Origin of the sequence: Collinsella sp. UBA1693 (assembly GCF_002320115.1) — a bacterium.
GTDB classification, from domain to species: Bacteria; Actinomycetota; Coriobacteriia; order Coriobacteriales; family Coriobacteriaceae; genus Collinsella; species Collinsella tanakaei.
In genome coordinates this window covers 107,145-124,576 of record NZ_DCJT01000013.1, presented here as the reverse complement: position 1 = coordinate 124,576, position 17,432 = coordinate 107,145, and the positions used below count along the sequence as shown (strand labels likewise).

Annotated in this window: 13 protein-coding genes; 6 read left to right on the top strand and 7 right to left on the bottom strand. The window is 62.4% G+C overall.

The genetic code is table 11. The features are described 5' to 3' along the window. Positions 1-98 precede the first annotated feature (98 nt). The 6 genes from B3H65_RS09585 (at position 99) to pknB (ending at position 10,273) form a co-directional block, all read left to right on the top strand. Positions 99-1,997, top strand: a complete 1,899-nt coding sequence (locus B3H65_RS09585; RefSeq protein ID WP_286685060.1) for a serine/threonine-protein kinase — start codon at positions 99-101, stop codon at positions 1,995-1,997. Then, positions 1,994-3,034, top strand: coding sequence for an FhaA domain-containing protein (locus tag B3H65_RS09580; RefSeq protein ID WP_117679882.1), 1,041 nt, complete (start codon positions 1,994-1,996; stop codon positions 3,032-3,034). Before B3H65_RS09585 ends, B3H65_RS09580 begins: the two co-directional genes overlap by 4 nt. Before the next feature lie 8 nt (positions 3,035-3,042). Beyond that, positions 3,043-3,456 carry an FHA domain-containing protein gene (locus tag B3H65_RS09575; protein ID WP_009141177.1) on the top strand — a complete coding sequence of 138 codons (414 nt, stop codon included), beginning with the start codon at positions 3,043-3,045 and terminating at the stop codon, positions 3,454-3,456. After that, positions 3,453-5,309, top strand: a complete 1,857-nt coding sequence (locus B3H65_RS09570; RefSeq protein WP_286685059.1) for a Stp1/IreP family PP2C-type Ser/Thr phosphatase — start codon at positions 3,453-3,455, stop codon at positions 5,307-5,309. The genes B3H65_RS09575 and B3H65_RS09570 overlap by 4 nt, the downstream gene beginning before the upstream one ends. Further along, complete coding sequence (locus B3H65_RS09565) at positions 5,306-8,197, top strand: FtsW/RodA/SpoVE family cell cycle protein (RefSeq protein WP_286685058.1); 2,892 nt, start codon at positions 5,306-5,308, stop codon at positions 8,195-8,197. The genes B3H65_RS09570 and B3H65_RS09565 overlap by 4 nt, the downstream gene beginning before the upstream one ends. A gap of 84 nt (positions 8,198-8,281) precedes the next feature. Further along, complete coding sequence (pknB, locus tag B3H65_RS09560; protein ID WP_286685057.1) at positions 8,282-10,273, top strand: Stk1 family PASTA domain-containing Ser/Thr kinase; 1,992 nt, start codon at positions 8,282-8,284, stop codon at positions 10,271-10,273. A 710-nt stretch (positions 10,274-10,983) separates the two neighbouring features. Here pknB and B3H65_RS09555 read toward each other — a convergent pair. The 7 genes from B3H65_RS09555 to B3H65_RS09525 all read right to left on the bottom strand — a co-directional run bounded on the left by B3H65_RS09555 (position 10,984) and on the right by B3H65_RS09525 (position 17,400). Then, complete coding sequence (locus B3H65_RS09555) at positions 10,984-11,466, bottom strand: hypothetical protein (protein WP_117679886.1); 483 nt, start codon at positions 11,464-11,466, stop codon at positions 10,984-10,986. A gap of 90 nt (positions 11,467-11,556) precedes the next feature. Next, on the bottom strand, positions 11,557-11,748 hold the full coding sequence (locus B3H65_RS09550; protein WP_117679887.1) for a hypothetical protein: 192 nt from the start codon (positions 11,746-11,748) through the stop codon (positions 11,557-11,559). Between the two features lie 30 nt (positions 11,749-11,778). Next, complete coding sequence (locus tag B3H65_RS09545; RefSeq protein ID WP_286685056.1) at positions 11,779-12,384, bottom strand: hypothetical protein; 606 nt, start codon at positions 12,382-12,384, stop codon at positions 11,779-11,781. Between the two features lie 67 nt (positions 12,385-12,451). Then, a complete protein-coding gene (locus tag B3H65_RS09540) occupies positions 12,452-13,924 on the bottom strand; it encodes an arylsulfatase (RefSeq protein ID WP_286685055.1) in 1,473 nt (490 codons plus the stop codon). Positions 13,925-14,026: 102 nt separating this feature from the next. Continuing rightward, the gene (locus B3H65_RS09535; protein ID WP_286685054.1) at positions 14,027-15,520 is read right to left on the bottom strand and encodes a sulfatase; all 1,494 of its coding nucleotides are present in this window, start codon (positions 15,518-15,520) and stop codon (positions 14,027-14,029) included. A 237-nt stretch (positions 15,521-15,757) separates the two neighbouring features. Then, positions 15,758-16,588, bottom strand: coding sequence for a PTS system mannose/fructose/sorbose family transporter subunit IID (locus B3H65_RS09530; protein ID WP_009141168.1), 831 nt, complete (start codon positions 16,586-16,588; stop codon positions 15,758-15,760). Continuing rightward, positions 16,588-17,400, bottom strand: a complete 813-nt coding sequence (locus tag B3H65_RS09525; protein WP_009141167.1) for a PTS mannose/fructose/sorbose/N-acetylgalactosamine transporter subunit IIC — start codon at positions 17,398-17,400, stop codon at positions 16,588-16,590. Before B3H65_RS09525 ends, B3H65_RS09530 begins: the two co-directional genes overlap by 1 nt. Positions 17,401-17,432: the final 32 nt, after the last annotated feature.

Here is a 17,432-nt window from a genome sequence, read left to right as displayed (position 1 = left end):
CGCGGTTCCATACCTCCACGGTTCCGCCATCTGCAGCGTGATAAAATGCGGCAACGCATGCCTTAGACACACTTCAAACGCACCAGAAAGGCATCTTCATGCCACTCTTCTCGTCACAGCGATCGCCGCAACGGGTGCAGCAACGGCCCCAACAGGGATCTCAGCAACCCCGGCGCGCCAACTTCGCGCAGGCCCCCGCCCCCGCGCCACAGCCTGCGGGCACGGCGGCATCTGCCCTGCTCAAGCGCTATCGACCGCTCGAAACCCGGGCCGCCGGCGGCTTTGGCAGCGTCGAAATCTGCCTGGACGGGCGCCTGCAGCGGCGCGTCGCCATCAAGCGCATGCCCTTGGCGTCGCCCTACACGCGCGCCACAGCGGAGACCACGCGCACCGCGCTCGCGGAGGCGCGCACGGCAAGCATGCTCCAGCATCCCAATATCGTCTCCGTCATCGACTTCACCTATGATGCCGGGTACGCCTATCTGGTTATGGAATACGTCGACGGCATGTCGCTGGAAGAGTTCCTCTCGCAGGTAGAGGGCAATTCGCTCACCTACGATGAAGCCGCCTGCATCGCAGACGCCCTGGTGCAGGCCGTCGCCTACGCCCACGAGAACGGCGTGCTCCATCTGGACATCAAGCCCGCCAACGTGCTGATCGACCGCAGCGGGCACGTCAAGATAACCGACTTTGGCATGGCGACCCTCACCAGCGCGGCGGGCTTTGGCGGGGCGCGCGGCGGCACCATCGGCTACATGCCGCCCGAGCAGCTGCGCGGCGACTATGTGGACGAACGCAGCGACATCTTCTCGCTCGCCTGCGTCCTCTACGAATCGCTCTGCGGCGACGCGCCCTTCCGCGCCGGCTCGCCCATCGACTCCATGACCCGCATCAACGAGGGCGTGGTCCTACCCGGCACCCTTTTACCGGACTTGCCGGAGCTCGCCGAGCAAGCGCTCTTGAGCGCCCTGGACCCAGACCCCGCCATGCGCATCTCCTCCGTCTTGGACTTTGGCGACCGCTTTCTGTACAACCTGGGCAATCCGCGCGAGGGCCGCAAGAGCCTTGCGCGCATGATCGACCAACTTACGTCGGACGAGGAGGAATCGCAGGACGAAGACTCCTTGACGCCCAGGCGCACCTGGGAGCTTGACCCTGCAGAAGGCCACCTGGGCAGCCGCGACCCGCGCGCCCGGCGCATCGCCATGGGCCTTGTCGCCGGCGCCTCCGTCGCTGCCGTCACATTTTCCCTCATGCAGACCGTAGGCGTTGCAAACCCGCTGGCATGCCTGCTCTCGGCGCTCGCTGTTGGAGCCGCCGCGGGAGCCGCGCCGCAAATGGGCTCCGCGCTGGCGCTCGCCGGCCTGGTCTTCACGGTCACCAGCGCCACCGCGTCCCTCGCGGGGATCCCCACCATCGTCCTCATCTTCGCCCTCGCCGCCGCCTGGTGGCTGGTGTGGGGCCGCACCGTCCCCGCCGCCTCGATGGCCTTGGCCGCGTGCATGGCCCTCTCCGTCGTCGCGAGCAGCCCCTCCGCGCTGGCGCCGGTCGCGGCCGCGGCGGGCTACTTCCTCTCGCCGGTCACCGCCGCGGTCTCGATCGCTCTTGGCACCGCGTTCTCCGCCCTCATGCTCGCCGCGTCCCAAGGCGCGGGCCAGCTTCCTATAGATGTCGCCTTTGCGGCCCTAGCCTCGCCGGACACGCTGATGGCAATCGCGGGCGCCGCAGCCCTATCAGCGGGCATCTCGCTTGCGCACCGCCTCGCCTGGAATCGATACCAAGATTCCCTCGGAACCGGCGCATTTGCACTGGCGTACGCGCTGCCGCTGGCCGTTTCCCCCGCGTTGCTGTGTCTTGCGCACCCTATGGAAATTGCCAGCTTGTCAACGGCGCAGGTCCTAACAGCGGGGGCGAGCGGAGGGCTTTCCTCTATAATCGTTTGGATATGTGCATACACACTTGGCTATAAGCATGTTCCGGAAGGTGATCGTTCGTGAACTTCCTCAATATCTTCGAAGACCGCGTCGCCGGCATCTTTGGCGCCACGCGCGCGCCGTTCTCGTTCAAAAAGCTCGCCCGGCAGGCCGCGCGCGAGATGGAAGATCAGACGCTGGTTATAAACGGCGTCAACACCGCGCCGGCGCTCTACACCATCCTTATCGCCAATGAGGACGATCCCCTCATGGCGCCCTATTACCCGCAGCTCTCTGCAGAGGTGAGCGAGCTGGTCAAGGCGCAGGCTGATAAAAAGCGCTATGTCTTTGTGGGCGAGCCCCTGGTTCGCTTTATGATCGACCCTTCGCTTAAGAGCGGCCGCTTCTCCGTCTTTGCCGAGAACGTGGACGCCCCCACCCTGGGTCGCCTGTACGAGGAAGAGCGCGCCTACCAAAAGGGCCTCACCGGCGCGCAGAAGCCCCAGCGCGTCCCCGCCCCCGTCGAGACCCGTCCGGCGACGCAGCCCGCCGCAGCCTTTGCGGGCGCGGGCTCCCAACAGGGAGACCTTGCTTCTTCCGTGCCCTCGCCCGCGGCAGACCCGTTTGCCCCCGCAGACCCCTTCGCACCGGCAGCCGACCCGTTTGCACCCAACCCCATCGACCCCGCAGCCCCCATCCCCGTACCGCAGACCATGACGCGCGACGCGATGGCCGGCCTGGGCGGAGCCGCCGCCGCAGGCGCTGCCGCCGGGGCCGCCGCCGGCCTTGCGGCATCCGTACCCAGCGTTACGTCCCCCCGCCCCCAGCAACCGGCGCAGCCGCGAGCCCAGCTGGTCGATGTGGTGACCGGCGAGGCGCTGGGCATCAACGGCGCCCGCTGCATCGTGGGCCGCGAGCGCGCCGCCGCCGACGTGGTCCTGCGCGACCCCAACGTGAGCCGCCGACACGCGCAGCTCACCTACACGGGCAGCGACTGGTCCATCGAGGACCTCAACTCCACCAACGGCACCCTGGTCAACAACCGCCGCATCTCGCGCTGCCCGCTGCGCGACGGCGACCTTCTCACCTTTGGCCTGAGCACGTTCGAGTTTAGGGGCTGAGCCGCCATATGATCGACCTGATCCTGTTTGCGGGACGCATCGTCCTGGTCATCCTGCTCTACATCTTCCTGTTTGCCGTCATGAAGACGGGCGTGGGCCTGGTCCGCGGCCAGCGTCGCGACTCCGCGATCTGGACCATCGACGTCGACAAGGGCCCGCGCGGTATCCGCGGCATCCACGTGGACATGCTGGGCCCGGTCATCGTCGGCCGCTCCCCCAGCTCCGACATCTGCATCAACGAGCCGTTTGTCTCGGCATCGCACGCCCGCTTCTCGCTGCAGGGGCCCGCGCTGGTCATCGAAGACCTCAACTCGCTCAACGGCACCCTGGTCAACGGTCGCCAGCTGGTCGAGCCCGCCACCCTCCGCGAGGGTGACGAGGTCCAGATCGGCGACGTTGTCATGAAGGTGAACCGCCGATGACGGACGAGGAGAACAACCTCACGCAGCGCCCTGCAGACGCTTTCGACCTCGAGCCCGCAGACGAGCTCGAGGCGCTTGCCGCCGCGCACGTTGCACAGGCCAACGCACAGGCGGACGATGAGCTGGAGACGCTCGCCGCCGCCCACGTTGCCTCCACGCTTGCCGCCGGCTCTCACGCAGACGCGCCCCAAGAAGACGCCCCTCGTGCAGAGCGACCCCACGCGGACCGCTCCCATGCCGAGCACTCGCACAGCGAGGACCTCTTTGAGGCGTCGGCGGAGTACGTGGGCGAGGCCCGCTCGATACCCGGCTTTCTCGAAGCGGCTGCCGGGCCCGTGGGCAAGCACGCGGCCTCTGCAGAGGATGCCGCGCCATCCGGCGACGCAGGCTCCTCCGATGCCGGCGCCGGCGCCGCAAGCTCCGTCGACGCCGCTGACGCTGCAGACGCCGCGCGCGCAGCCGCCCCTGCAGCCCATACGCCGCAGCGCGCCAATGAAGACGAGGACGACGCACAGGCGGAAACTTCGCCCGCGGACACCGCGGAGATAGACGTCGCCGCCGTCGAGGCCAAGCTCAAGGACCCCGGTTCCACCCAGAGCTTCGCCCCCATCACGGACGACCTCATCGATGCCGACTCAACCTATGACGCCGGCACCACCACGCAGCTTATGTGGGGCGCGCGCTCCGATGTGGGCTGCGTGCGCTCGCATAACGAGGATTCCTACCTGGTCCAATCGCCGCTCTTCTGCGTGTGCGACGGCATGGGCGGCCACGCCGCGGGCGAGGTGGCGAGTTCCATCGCCGTGGAGACCATCGCCAAAACAGCTCCGCATACCGCCGATCCCGCCCTGTTGGGCGCAGCCATCGAAGCCGCCAACGCCGCGGTGATCGAAGCCGCACTCAACGGCCTGGGCAAGCCGGGCATGGGCTGCACCGCCACGGCCGCCTACATAGAGGGCAACACCATCGCTATCGCCCACGTAGGCGACTCGCGCGCATACCTGCTGCACGAGGGCACGCTCATCCGCGTCACCCGCGACCACTCCTACGTGGAGGAGCTGGTAGACGCCGGCGAGATCACCGCAGACGAGGCTCGCGTCCACCCCAACCGCTCCGTTATCACGCGCGCGCTGGGCTCGGACCCCGCCATGTACGCGGACCATTTCTCCCTCAATATCGAAGAGGGCGATCGCCTTATCCTGTGCTCAGATGGCCTGTCCAGCATGATTCCCGACGGCGAGATCGAAAACATCGCCACCCAATCGTCCACCGCCCAAATCTGCACCGACAATCTAGTCGATGCAGCGCTGGCCGCCGGCGGCTCCGACAATTGCACCGTCGTGGTGGTAGACGTGGTAGACGATGGCAAGTTGCGCGAGATCTCCAAGCGTCGCCGCCGCAACGTTATCGCCGTCATCAGCGCCGTCGTCGCGCTGCTCGCCCTCATAGGCGTCATCGCGCTGGCATCCGTCGCCAACTCGGTGTACCTGGGCGTCAAGGACGACGCCGTCGCCATCTACAAGGGCGTCCCTAACAAGGTTATGGGCTTTGAGCTGCACTGGCTTGAGGACGAGACGTCCGTCATGCTAAGCGACCTGCCCGAGGACACCCAAAACCGCTTGCGCGAGGGCATTCCCCAGGAGAGCGTCGAGGCCGCGGCCAAGACGGTTTCCAAATACCGCGAGCAGATTGACGAAGACCAAAGCAAGCAGATACAGGACGCCAATGTTGTGCGCTCTGGCGTTGAGGCCGATAGCGGCAGCGCCATCCCCGGCACCGCCTCTTCAGGCGATGTCGCCAACTCGGTTTCCTCGTCCGCTGAAAACCCGACCTCTGGAGGCGATGCCCAGTGAGCAGCCGCCGCAATACCGAGCTCTTCTTGCTGATTTCGGCCGCGTTCCCCGTGGTGCTGCTGTACGCCATGTACGTGATCACCACCGGAACCGCCCTGACGTTCCAGACGCTCGCCGTGCCCCTTGGCCTGTTCGCCGCCTTTGCCGCGGCCCATATCGCCGTGCGCATCCTGGCACCCGGAGCCGACCCCGCGATTCTGCCCGTGGTCTTCTTGCTCTCGGGCGTCGGCATCACGTTTGTTACGCGCGTCAAGCCAGAGCTGGCGATGAACCAGCTCATCATCCTCTTTGCCTCCATTGTCCTTATGGTCATAACGCTTGCGCTGGTTAAAAACCTGGACGTGGTCAAAAAATACAAGTACTCGCTGGGTGCCATAGGCATCTTGCTGCTGCTGCTACCCATCTTTATCGGTACGGAGATCTACGGCTCAAAGCTGTGGATCACCATTGGCGGCTTCTCCATCCAGCCAGGCGAGTTCGCAAAGGTCTTCATCGTCCTTTTCCTAGCAGGTTATCTTGCCGAGAACCGCGAGCTTCTCTCCATCTCCAACCACGAGGTGCTGGGCTTTAAGATTCCCCGCCTCAAGCTGCTGCTGCCGCTCTTTGTGGTCTGGGGCATCTGCATGCTCATCGTTGCCTTTGAACGCGACCTGGGCAGCGCCGTGCTGTTCTACACCATCTTCCTGCTGATGCTCTACGTTGCTACGGGCCGCATCTCCTACGTCGTCATCGGCTTTGCGCTGCTGGCCGTGGGCGGTTTTGGGGCGTACAAGGTCATGAGCCACGTGCAGACCCGTTTCCAGATCTGGCTCGACCCGTTCGCCGACCCTTCCGGAGATGGCTACCAGCTGGTGCAGTCGCTGTTCTCCCTGGCAGATGGCGGCCTGGTGGGCACGGGTATTGGCAAGGGCATGCCCACGTTGATCCCCATCGTCGAGTCCGACTTCATCTTCTCCGCCATCGGTGAGGAGATGGGCCTTCTGGGCGGCGCCGCGGTCCTGTTCCTGTTCATGTTGTTCGCCGTGCGCGGCCTCACCACCGCCGCCCGCGCCAAGTCCGACCTCGCCGCATTTTGCGCCAGCGGCCTTACCGCGGCAATCTCCTTCCAGGCGTTCCTCATCGTCGGCGGCGTCACCCGCCTCATCCCCCTTACCGGCGTCACCCTGCCCTTCATGAGCCAGGGCGGCTCCTCGCTGCTGTCGAGCTTCATCATCGTTGCGCTCCTGCTGCGCGCCGGCGACGAGGCCACGGGCCGCGAAGCCGAGCTCTCCGGCACCGGCATCATGGCCGCGCAGGACGTCCCCGTCCCTGGCGGCGTCAGCGCGGCGGGCACCCGCGTCTATGGCGGCAACGCATCCGCCGCAGGCCTCACCGGCTCCGCTGGTGGATCGCACGCGCGCCCCGGCTCCCGTCTGCGCCGCCGCCTGCTCGACACACCCGAATCCGGCGTTTTGGGACGAGTCGCGCTCGCCAAACGTCTTACCGTAGCGGTCTTCGCTTTCACGGCCCTGTTCGCGATCCTTGTCGGCAACCTCACCTACATCCAAGTGTTCAAGGCCAAGGACTACCAGAACATGTCCATCAACAACCACAGCATCGCGCGCGCGGCCTACGTCAAACGCGGCTCCATCATCACATCCGATGGCGTGACGCTGGCCGAATCCATTCAGAACGAGGACGGTACATACAGCCGCTCCCACCCCAACGGCAACCTTGCCGCCAACGTGGTGGGCTATTACTCCACCCGCTACGGCACCGCCGGCGTCGAGAGCACCATGAACGAGACGCTCACCGGCTCCAAGGACTACTCCAGCTGGATGAATGCGGTGAACTCGCTCGCAGGCATCTCTCAGCCGGGCAATTCCGTCAAGCTCACCATCGACTCGCGCATTCAGTCGGCCGCCGAGCAAGCGCTCTCCGGCATGAGCGGCGCCATCGTGGTCCTCGACCCGCGCACCGGCGCCGTGCTGGCCTCTGCCACCGCGCCCAGCTACGACAACAACGACGTCGAGGCCTCGATCAGCGCAACCGAGGAATCCGGCGTCTCCATGTACGACCGTGCCACCCAGGCGCTCTATACGCCGGGCTCCACCTTCAAGGTGATCACGCTCGCCGCCGCGCTTGACACCGGCGCATCCAGCTTACAGGAGACCTACAGCGCCCCCTCCAGCATGGAGATCGGCAACGCCGACGTCACCAACTATGAGAACGCCAACTTTGGCACCATTTCGCTGCGCCGTGCCTTCGCGGTCTCGTCCAACGTAGTCTTTGGCCAGGTTGCCAACCAGGTAGGCGCCACCTCCCTGGTGCAGTACGCCAACGCCTTTGGCTACGGGCAGTCCCTTGGCCTAGACTTCTCGACCGCGGCCTCCATCATGCCCGACCCCTCGCTGATGACCGAGTGGGAGCTGGCATGGGCGGGCGCCGGCCAGCCCGTGGGCCAGGGGCACACTGCCGGCCCGCAGACCACGCCCATGCAAAACGCGGTCATGGCGGCAGCCATCGCCAACGGCGGCATCGCCATGAACCCCTACGTGGTCGCGCAGACCCTCTCGCCCGAGGGCACGGTCATTAAGAGCACGCAGCCGCGCTCCCTTGGCCAAGCCGTAAGCTCCAGCACCGCCCAGCAGGTAAAGGAAGCCATGCTCGACGTTGTTGAGGAGGGCTCGGGCGGCGCCGCGGCGGTCGCAGGCGTCAAGGTTGCCGGCAAGACCGGCACCGCAGAAACCGGTACCCACGTGAACTCCGTCTTTGTTGGGTTCGCGCCGTACGATACGCCCACCGTGGCGATTTCCGTTATGTTGGAAAACTACGACGTGCACGGCGTCAAAGCCACCTACGTAGCCAGTCAGGTACTTTCCGCCGCACTCTCCGCGCAAGGGTTGTGATAGGGTGCCTCACTAATAACTTCGCACGCATCGCATCCCGTATTGTTTGGTTAAAACGCTCAGAGGTTTAAAGGAGCAGCTCACATGGAACAGCAGAGGGTTTTGGGAGGTCGATACCTTCTCAAAGACAAGGTAGGATCAGGCGGCATGGCCACCGTCTACCGTGCGCAGGATCAGGTTTTGGACCGTACCGTCGCGGTCAAGATCATGCTGCCGCAATACGCCGGCGACGCCACGTTCGCCGCGCGCTTCAAGCAAGAGGCCCAAGCGGCGGCCGGCCTGCAAAGCCCCTACATTGTCGGCGTCTATGACTGGGGCAAGGATGGCGACACCTATTACATCGTCATGGAATACCTGCGCGGCACGGACCTTAAGAGCGGCATCCGCAGCCACGGCGCGCTGGACCCCAAGAAGGTCGCCCAGATTGGCTCGCAGATCTGCGCCGCCCTCTCTGTTGCCCACAAGCATGAAATCGTCCACCGCGATATCAAGCCGCAAAACATCATGGTCCAGCCCGACGGCAACATCAAGGTCATGGACTTTGGCATCGCCCGCGCCAAGAACAGCCACCTCACCCAGGACAACAACGTGCTGGGCACCGCCCACTACGTGAGCCCGGAGCAGACGCGCGGCCAGGAGCTTGGCCCCACGAGCGACATCTACTCGCTTGGCGTCGTGATGTACGAGTGCGCCACCGGTCGCGTTCCCTTTGACGGCGATGATGCCATCTCCGTTGCCCTTAAACAGGTCAACGAGATGCCCGTGCCGCCCAGCCAGATCAACTCCAGCGTAGACCCAAGCCTCGAGCGCATCATCCTGCGCTGCATGGAAAAGGACCCCGCAAATCGCTTCCAGTCCGCCGAAGAGCTGCGCGGCGTGCTGAACACCTACCTCTCCGGTCGCACCGTCGACGTCCCCGAGCCCACCCGCGTCATCGGCGCCGCAGCGGGCATGGGCGCTACGGAGACCCGTGTGATGAACGACTCCACCCAGATGATGGCCCGTCCCGCCGCAGCGCAGACCACCGCTCGCCCAGCAAGCCGCAACGCCGCCCGCGGCGGAGCGCCCTCGAGCACAAACGGGTTTGAGCCGGTTGACAACGGCATGGGTAAAGGCAAGATCGCCGCTATCGTAGTGGGCGTTATCGCCGTTATCGCTTTCGCCGTCTTTGCTGCCAGCCAATTCCTTGGCGGCGGCGAGACCGTCGACATGCCCAGCCTAATTGGCTGGGAGCAAGAGGCGGCCGTCGACAACCTGCGCTCTTTGGGTATCACCAACGTAGAGATCACCCAGGAATTCAATGATGAGCAGGACGAGGGCAAGGTCTGCGACCAAACCCCTGACGGCGGTAGGTCAGTCCACACTACCGATAAAGTGACCCTGGTCATTTCTAAGGGCGAGAAGCCCGCGGAGACCACCACGGTTCCCAAGCTCGTCGGTCGCACCCAAGAAGCCGCCGAAGCCGCGCTGAAGCAGGCGAATCTTAAGGGCAAGGCGGTCACCGAGGCCAACGACGCGGACAAGGGCGAAGTCTTTGAGCAGTCCATTGCCGAGGGCGAAGAGGTAGAAGTCGACACCGTTGTTGAGTACAAGGTTTCCGCCGGCCCCGATGAGCAGGCTGTTCCCGGCGTCCTGGGCATGACCAAGGCCAAGGCGTCCAACGAGCTGACCAACGCCGGCTTTAAGGTTGCCTACGCCGAGGATTACAGCGACGAGTACGACAAGGGAACGGTCATGGCTCAAAGCCACACCGGTACCGCCGCCCCTGATACCGAAATCACCATCACCATCTCTAAGGGCAAGAAGCCAGGCAGCGACGATGACGATTCGAGCGATAACTCCGGCTCCGGCAGCCAGACCGGCGGCTCCGTTTCCGTCCCCAGCCTCTCCGGCATGACCAAGGCTCAGGCCGAGAGCGCGCTGAAGAATGCGGGCTTTGTTCCCAGCTTCTCTTATGCCGATGGCACCAACGAGGGCATCCACCCCGACTACGTCATCAGCTGGAGCCCCACCGGTTCCGCCAAGACGGGCGACACCATCAACGTAGTGGTCGCCTACGGAGAACCCTCCGAGTAAGCCAACACTTCGACAGCTTGCACAAGATAATCCCCCGGCCGGCCAACCGCCCGCCGGGGGATTAATTTTGCCGAGAACAAATAGCACGTTAGAAAGTGCGGCGGCTCGCCCAGTCCCAAGCGCCTGCCGGGACCAAATAGCACGTTGGTGCGGAATCGAGGTGTGCCAAATAATGGCTTAGTGCGGAGGTTAGGACAAATAGTTAGTTAGTGCGGTTCCAAAAGTGTCAAATAGTGCATTAGTGCGGTGAAAGAGGGTGAAAGGCGGGGTACCTTATGAATAAGAACCTAACATTACCCGAGCTAGATTACTTGGACGATATTGCCTGCTGCATAAAAATCCATCGCCGGACCGCCTCCTGTCCGCACTAACGCACTATTTGTCCCAACCTCCGCACTAAAGCACTTTTTGACACTCACCCCTCTCCGCACTAACGTGCTATTTGGTCCCGCTACCTCGCCACCCCACCATCCTGCCGGACGGGCACCGCGAGCTTAATCAGCGCAGCAAGAGGCCTTCAATCGCTCGCTCCACACCCACCCCACCACAAGCGAAGCGTGCCACACGCTTGGGCGCTGCAAAATAGAAACCCGCCTTAACGCCATTCTTGAAAAGGCGTTAAGGCGGTCCGTATCAGGCATATGCCGAAAACAATAGTCGCGGGACGAGTCGAGCTGGCGCGCGAACGCACGAGGCGCAAAGCGAATGCCCTATTTGGCATTGAAGCCGTAAGACTTCCCCATCTCGCTCACAAACTGAGAGACCTCTTTGACATCGCAACCGGGCAGGCGAATGGGACGCTCGATATCCTTGATCCTAAAAGTGACAACCGGGTTGCCATGATCTTTGGCAACGCGCGCGGCATCGACTTTTGACCAAGCGTAGCGCACGCCGTCGATGTACACGCCAGTACGGCCGACGCCGTTGCGCACCGCCGCCATAAAGATGGCGAAAGCAAACAACACGGAACCCGTCGCGATCTCTTTAAGGCTCTGGCCCGCAAAGAAGTAGTAACCGACAGCGAACACAATAAGGCCGACAGATACCACATAGGTCCACGGACCGCGCGAAACCTCGAACACCAGTGAGCGGCGCTGCTCAACCAGCAGGTACAACGTGTAGACAAGCATAACGGCGCCGATGGCGAATAGGGCGTAGACTAACCAGGAATCCTTTTGAGCCAACAGATCCATACGATTCTTCTCCTTGATTTCGCTATCCGCAGACGCTGCAGATTTAGGCGGTCGATGGGCAAAAGCCAATAGAAACTTGATACCCAAACGCTAGACGCCCATGTACTTGACCATGTTAAACGCGCAGATACCCATGATAACAACCATCAAGCCAATAATGAGCTTGTCCACGGCCCGGTCATCGATTCTGCTGTTCACCTTACAGCCCGCAAAGCCGCCGCTGCCGCAGATGGTTCCGATGGCGGACGCGAAGAACGCGATCGCTGCGACAAGAAAGGTCATAGCGCGGTGCTAACCCTGTTCCTTTATGCGCTATTTCTGCAGTGCTTCAAGCGCGTCGACGGCCTTTTTGTAATAGGCATCCGCAGAAGCACTGTCGTTTCTGTTTTCATACTGGACGGCGATGAGCTGGTACAGGCGCAGGCGCTCGCCCTCGCCCGCCTTGTCGAGTCTGGCGAGCATCTGGTCGAGGTACTTGTCCGAATGGTTCAAGAAGATCTCGAAGGTCTCGCGGCTCACCTGCGCCAGCCCCTCGTCGCCCATCTTCTCAATGCTCTCCAGCACCTTTTTGGCACGGCTCTTATCTTCGTTCTCAACAAAGAATGCAAATGCCTTGCTGTACAGCGCCAACTGCTGCTCGCGGTTCATCTTAAGGCCCATCATCTCGTCGATGATGCGAGTGGCCTCGCCTACGTTCTCAAGGCCCATCTGGCAGTTGAGCCTCATAAAAAGCTGGTTATAGCGGGGGTAGACCATCTGGGTCAAAGTCTTGTCCAAAAGCGCAAGGCAGCTTGCGTAATCCTGCTCGCTAAAGTAATGCTCGATCTTGGCAAAGATGGTGCGCTTCTTAACTTCCATAAAGATGGTTCCCGCAATAGCGAGGCCCAAAATCGCAAAGCCAATGACCTTCATATCCATGTCTATCCCCCGTCTCACATCAAGGCGCCCGCGCACGCAATCGCGTATGCGGGCGCCTTGGCGGCGCTTACTGGTACAGCATGGTAGCAGGCTTTTGACCAACCACCAGCTTGCCGTCTACCACATAGCCCTCGGGACGGCCCTCAAGCTCGCTCACAAGCGCGGCGCGCAGCTGGGCGATGCGATCCGCATGCGCCTCGTCGGCGATAAGGTCATGTTCCTCGCGCGGGTCGGCGTCCAGGTCAAAATACTGCTCGCGACCGGTCTGGGTAAACCAGATGTACTTGTCATGCGGCGTCACAATGTACTGGTTTGACTGCTCCATATCACGGCTATGCTCGCCGTGCACGTATGGACGAGAAATCGCCTCGCCGGCAGTCAACTCGCCCACTAGCGAAACGCCGTCCACGTCTTCTGGAACATCGATGCCGCACAGTTCCAGCATGGTGGGCATGATATCCATCAACTCCACGGCACTGTCGCTGGTGCGGACCACGCGCGGCGCCACGTTCTTGCCCACGTGGATGATAAGGGGAATGCGCGCGCTGCCCTCGTATGGAAGCACCTTGCGGAACAAGCTGTGGTCGAAGAGCATCTCGCCATGGTCCGCCGTGAAGATGATGACGGTGTCATGGTAGGTCTCGTCGTTCTCCAATGCGGTGATCAAGCGGCCAATCTGGTGATCCAGATGCGTGATGCAGGCATAATAACCGGCTATGGCCTCGCGGCGCAGCTCCGCGTCGCGGCAACCGTGCACGCTGTCCAACACCATGCCGTCGCGTTGCGTCGCGGCCTCGTCGTCCCAATCGCCGCGGGCGGGTTCGCGCAGGTCCATATCGCGGTACAAGTCAAAATAGGACGCCGGCGCATCAAAGGGCGGATGAGGGCGAACAAAACTGGTCATGAGGAAGAATGGGCGCGTGCGGTCGCGCGTCTCCAAAAAGCGGATGGACTCGTCCACAACCCAATTGGTGGGATGCAGGCGCTCCTCATAGATCCAGGGATGCGTGATCCAGGAGTTGTTCTCGACGCCGGAACCGTTGACGTCGGCGAACTCGCCTAGCTCGTTTTTAAGGAAGCGCACGTAATCATCGCTCACCGTCTGGTGCATCCAATGCGGCAGGTTCGCCTTGCGGTAGTGCCCAATGTAGCCGTCGTGCAAGCGCATGTGCTCAAAGCCGCAACCCAAACGAGGCGGATGCACGTGCATCTTGCCCACCACCGCGGTCTGGTATCCGCCGTCGCGCATCTCCTGGGCCAGCATATGGTCGTAATTCCAATCGATACCGTCTTGGTATCCCACGCGGCCATGGTGCTGGGGCGTCTTGCCCGTAAACAGCCCGGCGCGCGCCGGAATGCAGCTGGGGCAGGCGGAATACGCGTTTTCAAACAGCACGCCGTCGGCCGCCAGCGTATCCAAATAGGGCGTCTTCACGTCCGGATGCCCATCAATCCCCAAGCAGTCGCCACGGAATTGATCGCACATCACCAACAGCACATTAGGACGATTAGAGGACGGCGCAGCATTGCTCTTCCCCATCGCACACCTCCTTCCTTATTTGGCATCTTCCAAGATATCGCAATGAGAAAGCCGGCAAAACGCTTGCGCGCCCACCGGCTTGATATCTAATCAGCTACAGGGCTATAGACCCAGGCGTTCGCGCTGCTCGGCAGGAGACTCGTGCTCCTCAAGGCCGCGCAGCAACAAGTCGATCATCTCGCGCTCTTCAGGCAAGCCCTGGCCGGCTAGGTTGTTCTTCTGACCATAGTCGCTCTCAAGGTCAAAGAGCATGGTCTGGGCAACCTCTGCCAGCGGCGCGGCGCTCTCAATCTGCGCTGGACGCTTGCAGGGAATCTTGAACAGCGGATAGGCCGTGCGGGCAAAGAAACGGCCGCACTCGATCTTCTCCGGGCAGTCGGATCCCATCTTCTTGCGAATGGTATGGGGCAGCGCCGCATACTCAAAGCAGGGCTGGTTGCCCTCAACCGGCGCACGGAAGTACGTATAGCGGCCGTCCGTAACGTTCACCGTCATGCCATGCACGCCGTACAGGGCGTAGTCGCGCGCGGGGGCGTCCGGATCCGTCATCAGCGGAACCAACGAGGTGCCCGTGACCTCGCGGGGGACCTTGCAGCCATGTGCCTCGAGCACGGTGGGCATGATGTCGATCGCCTGGGTAAGCTGGTGCGCGTGCTCGCCGGCGCGCGCGCCGCCCGGGAAGTGGACGATGAACGGCAGATGCGCCAGCTCGTTATACAGGTGCATGTAGTTCTTGCCCATGTAGTCGCGCTCGCCCAAGAAGTACCCGTGGTCGGTAGTGACCATGATCATGGTGTCCTCGAACATGCCGTTTTCGTCCAGCTTATCGATCAGCTTGCCAAACCAGTGATCGGTCATGGTGACCAGGGCCTGGTAACGGCGCTGGATGTAATCGACCGCACCGGCGTTGAGGTCAGTGTCAGAGACGCGCTTGTACTGCGGGGTCTCGAAGTAATCGCGGTCAAGCTCGCCCTTGCCACCGTACATCTCCATGTATTTGTCCGGCACGTCAAAGGGCTCATGAGGGTCAAAAGCCTCGACCATCAAGAAGAAATCATCCTTGCCCTTGTTGTCCTCCACCCAGTCGCATGCGGACTGGAAGGTCTTGGGGCTGGGCATATCTTCCTCATGCGGCCACTTCTGGCGATTCTTCTGATACTGCTCGCGCACGCGGCCGTAAAAGGTCTCCGGCATGTTATCGGGTTCGTCGATGCGGCTCACCCAGGGGTCGCCCTCCTGCCCGCGATAGTAATCCCACGTGTTGAATTCCTGCAGGTAGCCCTCGCCACCGGTGCGCAGATAGTGACAGTGGTCGGTAGTGATGTGGCAAAAGGCGCCGGCCGCGCGCAGGCATTGGGGCAGCGTCACGTCAAAGGGCTCGATGGGACCCCAGGGGCGCTCAAGAAAGTTGTAGCGGCCGCACATGATGTCGCGACGAGCCGGCATGCAGGGGGCGGAGCCAATCCAGTGGTTGTCGAACACGCACGAACGCTCTGCAAACCTGTCCAGGTTGGGCGTCTTCACCTCAGTCTGGGGGTTGTAGCACGAGAGCACGTCGCGACGCAGCGTGTCCATCAGCACCAATACCGTTCTCATGACTCTCCCTTTCAACATATACGTTGGTCTACGCGATTGTTTTTGGACGAGGACCTCGTCCAGATAGAGCGCCTTGGCACACGGCTCGGCACCAGGGCAAAAAGGTTTCGGCTCAGGACAACACGACCTGCCTGGGGGCTCGCAGGACGCGCTGTCCTGAGCCGAAAAAGACGCGCCCCCAGGGAAGGAAGCGCGCCTTGAAGGTTGGGCGCTTTGGAATAGTCGCTGAAACGGGAATTAAGCGAAGATCTTAAACGCGGGGAAGTAGAAGCCGATGGCGGCGAACACCAGCGCGAACACGATCAAGCCGATGATGATCTGGGCGGAGTTCTTGCCCTGGCCGCGCTTGAGCAAGCGGTAGCAAATGAAGGTCAGCAAGACGGGCAGCGCGTAGGGCAGCACCTTGTCCAGCTGGTCCTGGAGAACCAGCGGGTCGCCCTCGCCAAAGGCGAACTGCACGGCGAGCTTGAGCTTGACGGTGGTGGCGATAAGGCCGCCGGTGACCATGACGCCCAGGACGTTGGCAAGGTTGCCAAGACGGTCGAAGATGGCCACGCCAGCCTTCTCGACCAGATCCATACCCATCTCATAGCCCTTGTGCAGGCCAAAGTACTTCAGCGGCCAGTACAGCAGGTTGATGAGCAGGAACATGACCAGCGGGCCCACGATGGAACCGTTGTCGACGCACATGGAAGCGCCGATGGAGCCGGCAATGGGGAACCAGGTGAGGTTCAGCAGCGAGTCGCCCAGGCCTGCGAAGGGGCCCATAAGAGAGGTCTTGATGCCGACGACGGTGTCCTTCTGGTCCTCGTCCGTAGACTCCTCGATGGCGGCGGTGATGCCCAGGATGAAGGGGATCGCCAGCGGGTGGGTGTTGAAGTACTCAAGGTGACGCTGCATGGCGTGGACGCGCTCCTCCTTGGGAGCATCCTTGTAGAGCTCCTCGAGGACGGGGGCGAAGCAATAGGTCAGGGACAGGGACTGCATGCGCTCGTAGTTGTGGGCGAACTGGCAGCCCTGGGTCCTGAGCAGAACCCTATTCAGGGTGGACTTTGAAATCTTTCCCATTAGAGATCATACTCCTCTTCCGTCTCGGAGCCGTCAGCAGGCGCTGCGGCTACAGGGGCGGGCTGGTTCTTCTGGCCCTCGGTGATGACGTCCCAAACGCCGGCGGCTGCGCAGGCTGCAAGAGCGATGCCGACAGTGGGAACGTTGAGGAAAGCCGCCATGACAAAGCCGATGAGCAGGAAGATCCACATGTTCTTCTTCATCATCATGGTGAGGAGCATCGCCAGACCAACGGCGGGCATCATGCCGCCGGCGGTGGAGAAGCCGGAGAGAACCCAGGGCACCTGATTCTGCAGGAAGGCCATGATGTCCTCGATCACAAAGGAGCCGATGCCGGTCGCGATGAAGACGGGGACGGCGCGGGTGAGGAAGAAGCAGAAGGCGCCTGCCCAGAAGTACTTGTTGACGGCGTTGAACTTACCGGAGAGGACGGCCTTGTCCGCGGCGTGAACCAGCGAGACGTTGGTGGTCATGACCAGGATGTTGAGCTGCTGGACCAGGGTGGCGGTGGGGATACCGATCGCGACTGCCAGGGCGATGGCGCTGGCGGTGTCGGTGGAGCCCATGATACCCAGAGCAGCACCCACGATGGTGCCGGAGATGACATCAGGCGGAACGTAGGCGCCGATGTTGTTAACGCCAAGCCACATGAGCTCCATGGTCGCGCCAATCATGATGGCGGTCGTCATATCGCCCAGGATGATGCCGACGCCCACGGACGCCAACAGGGGCTTGCGGAAGCCCAGGTGGGGACCAAACTGGTCCCAGGTGCACAGACCCGCCCAAATGGCGAGCAAGAGTGCCTGAAGCATAAGCCTCTCCTTCCATATCTTCCCGGCACCCC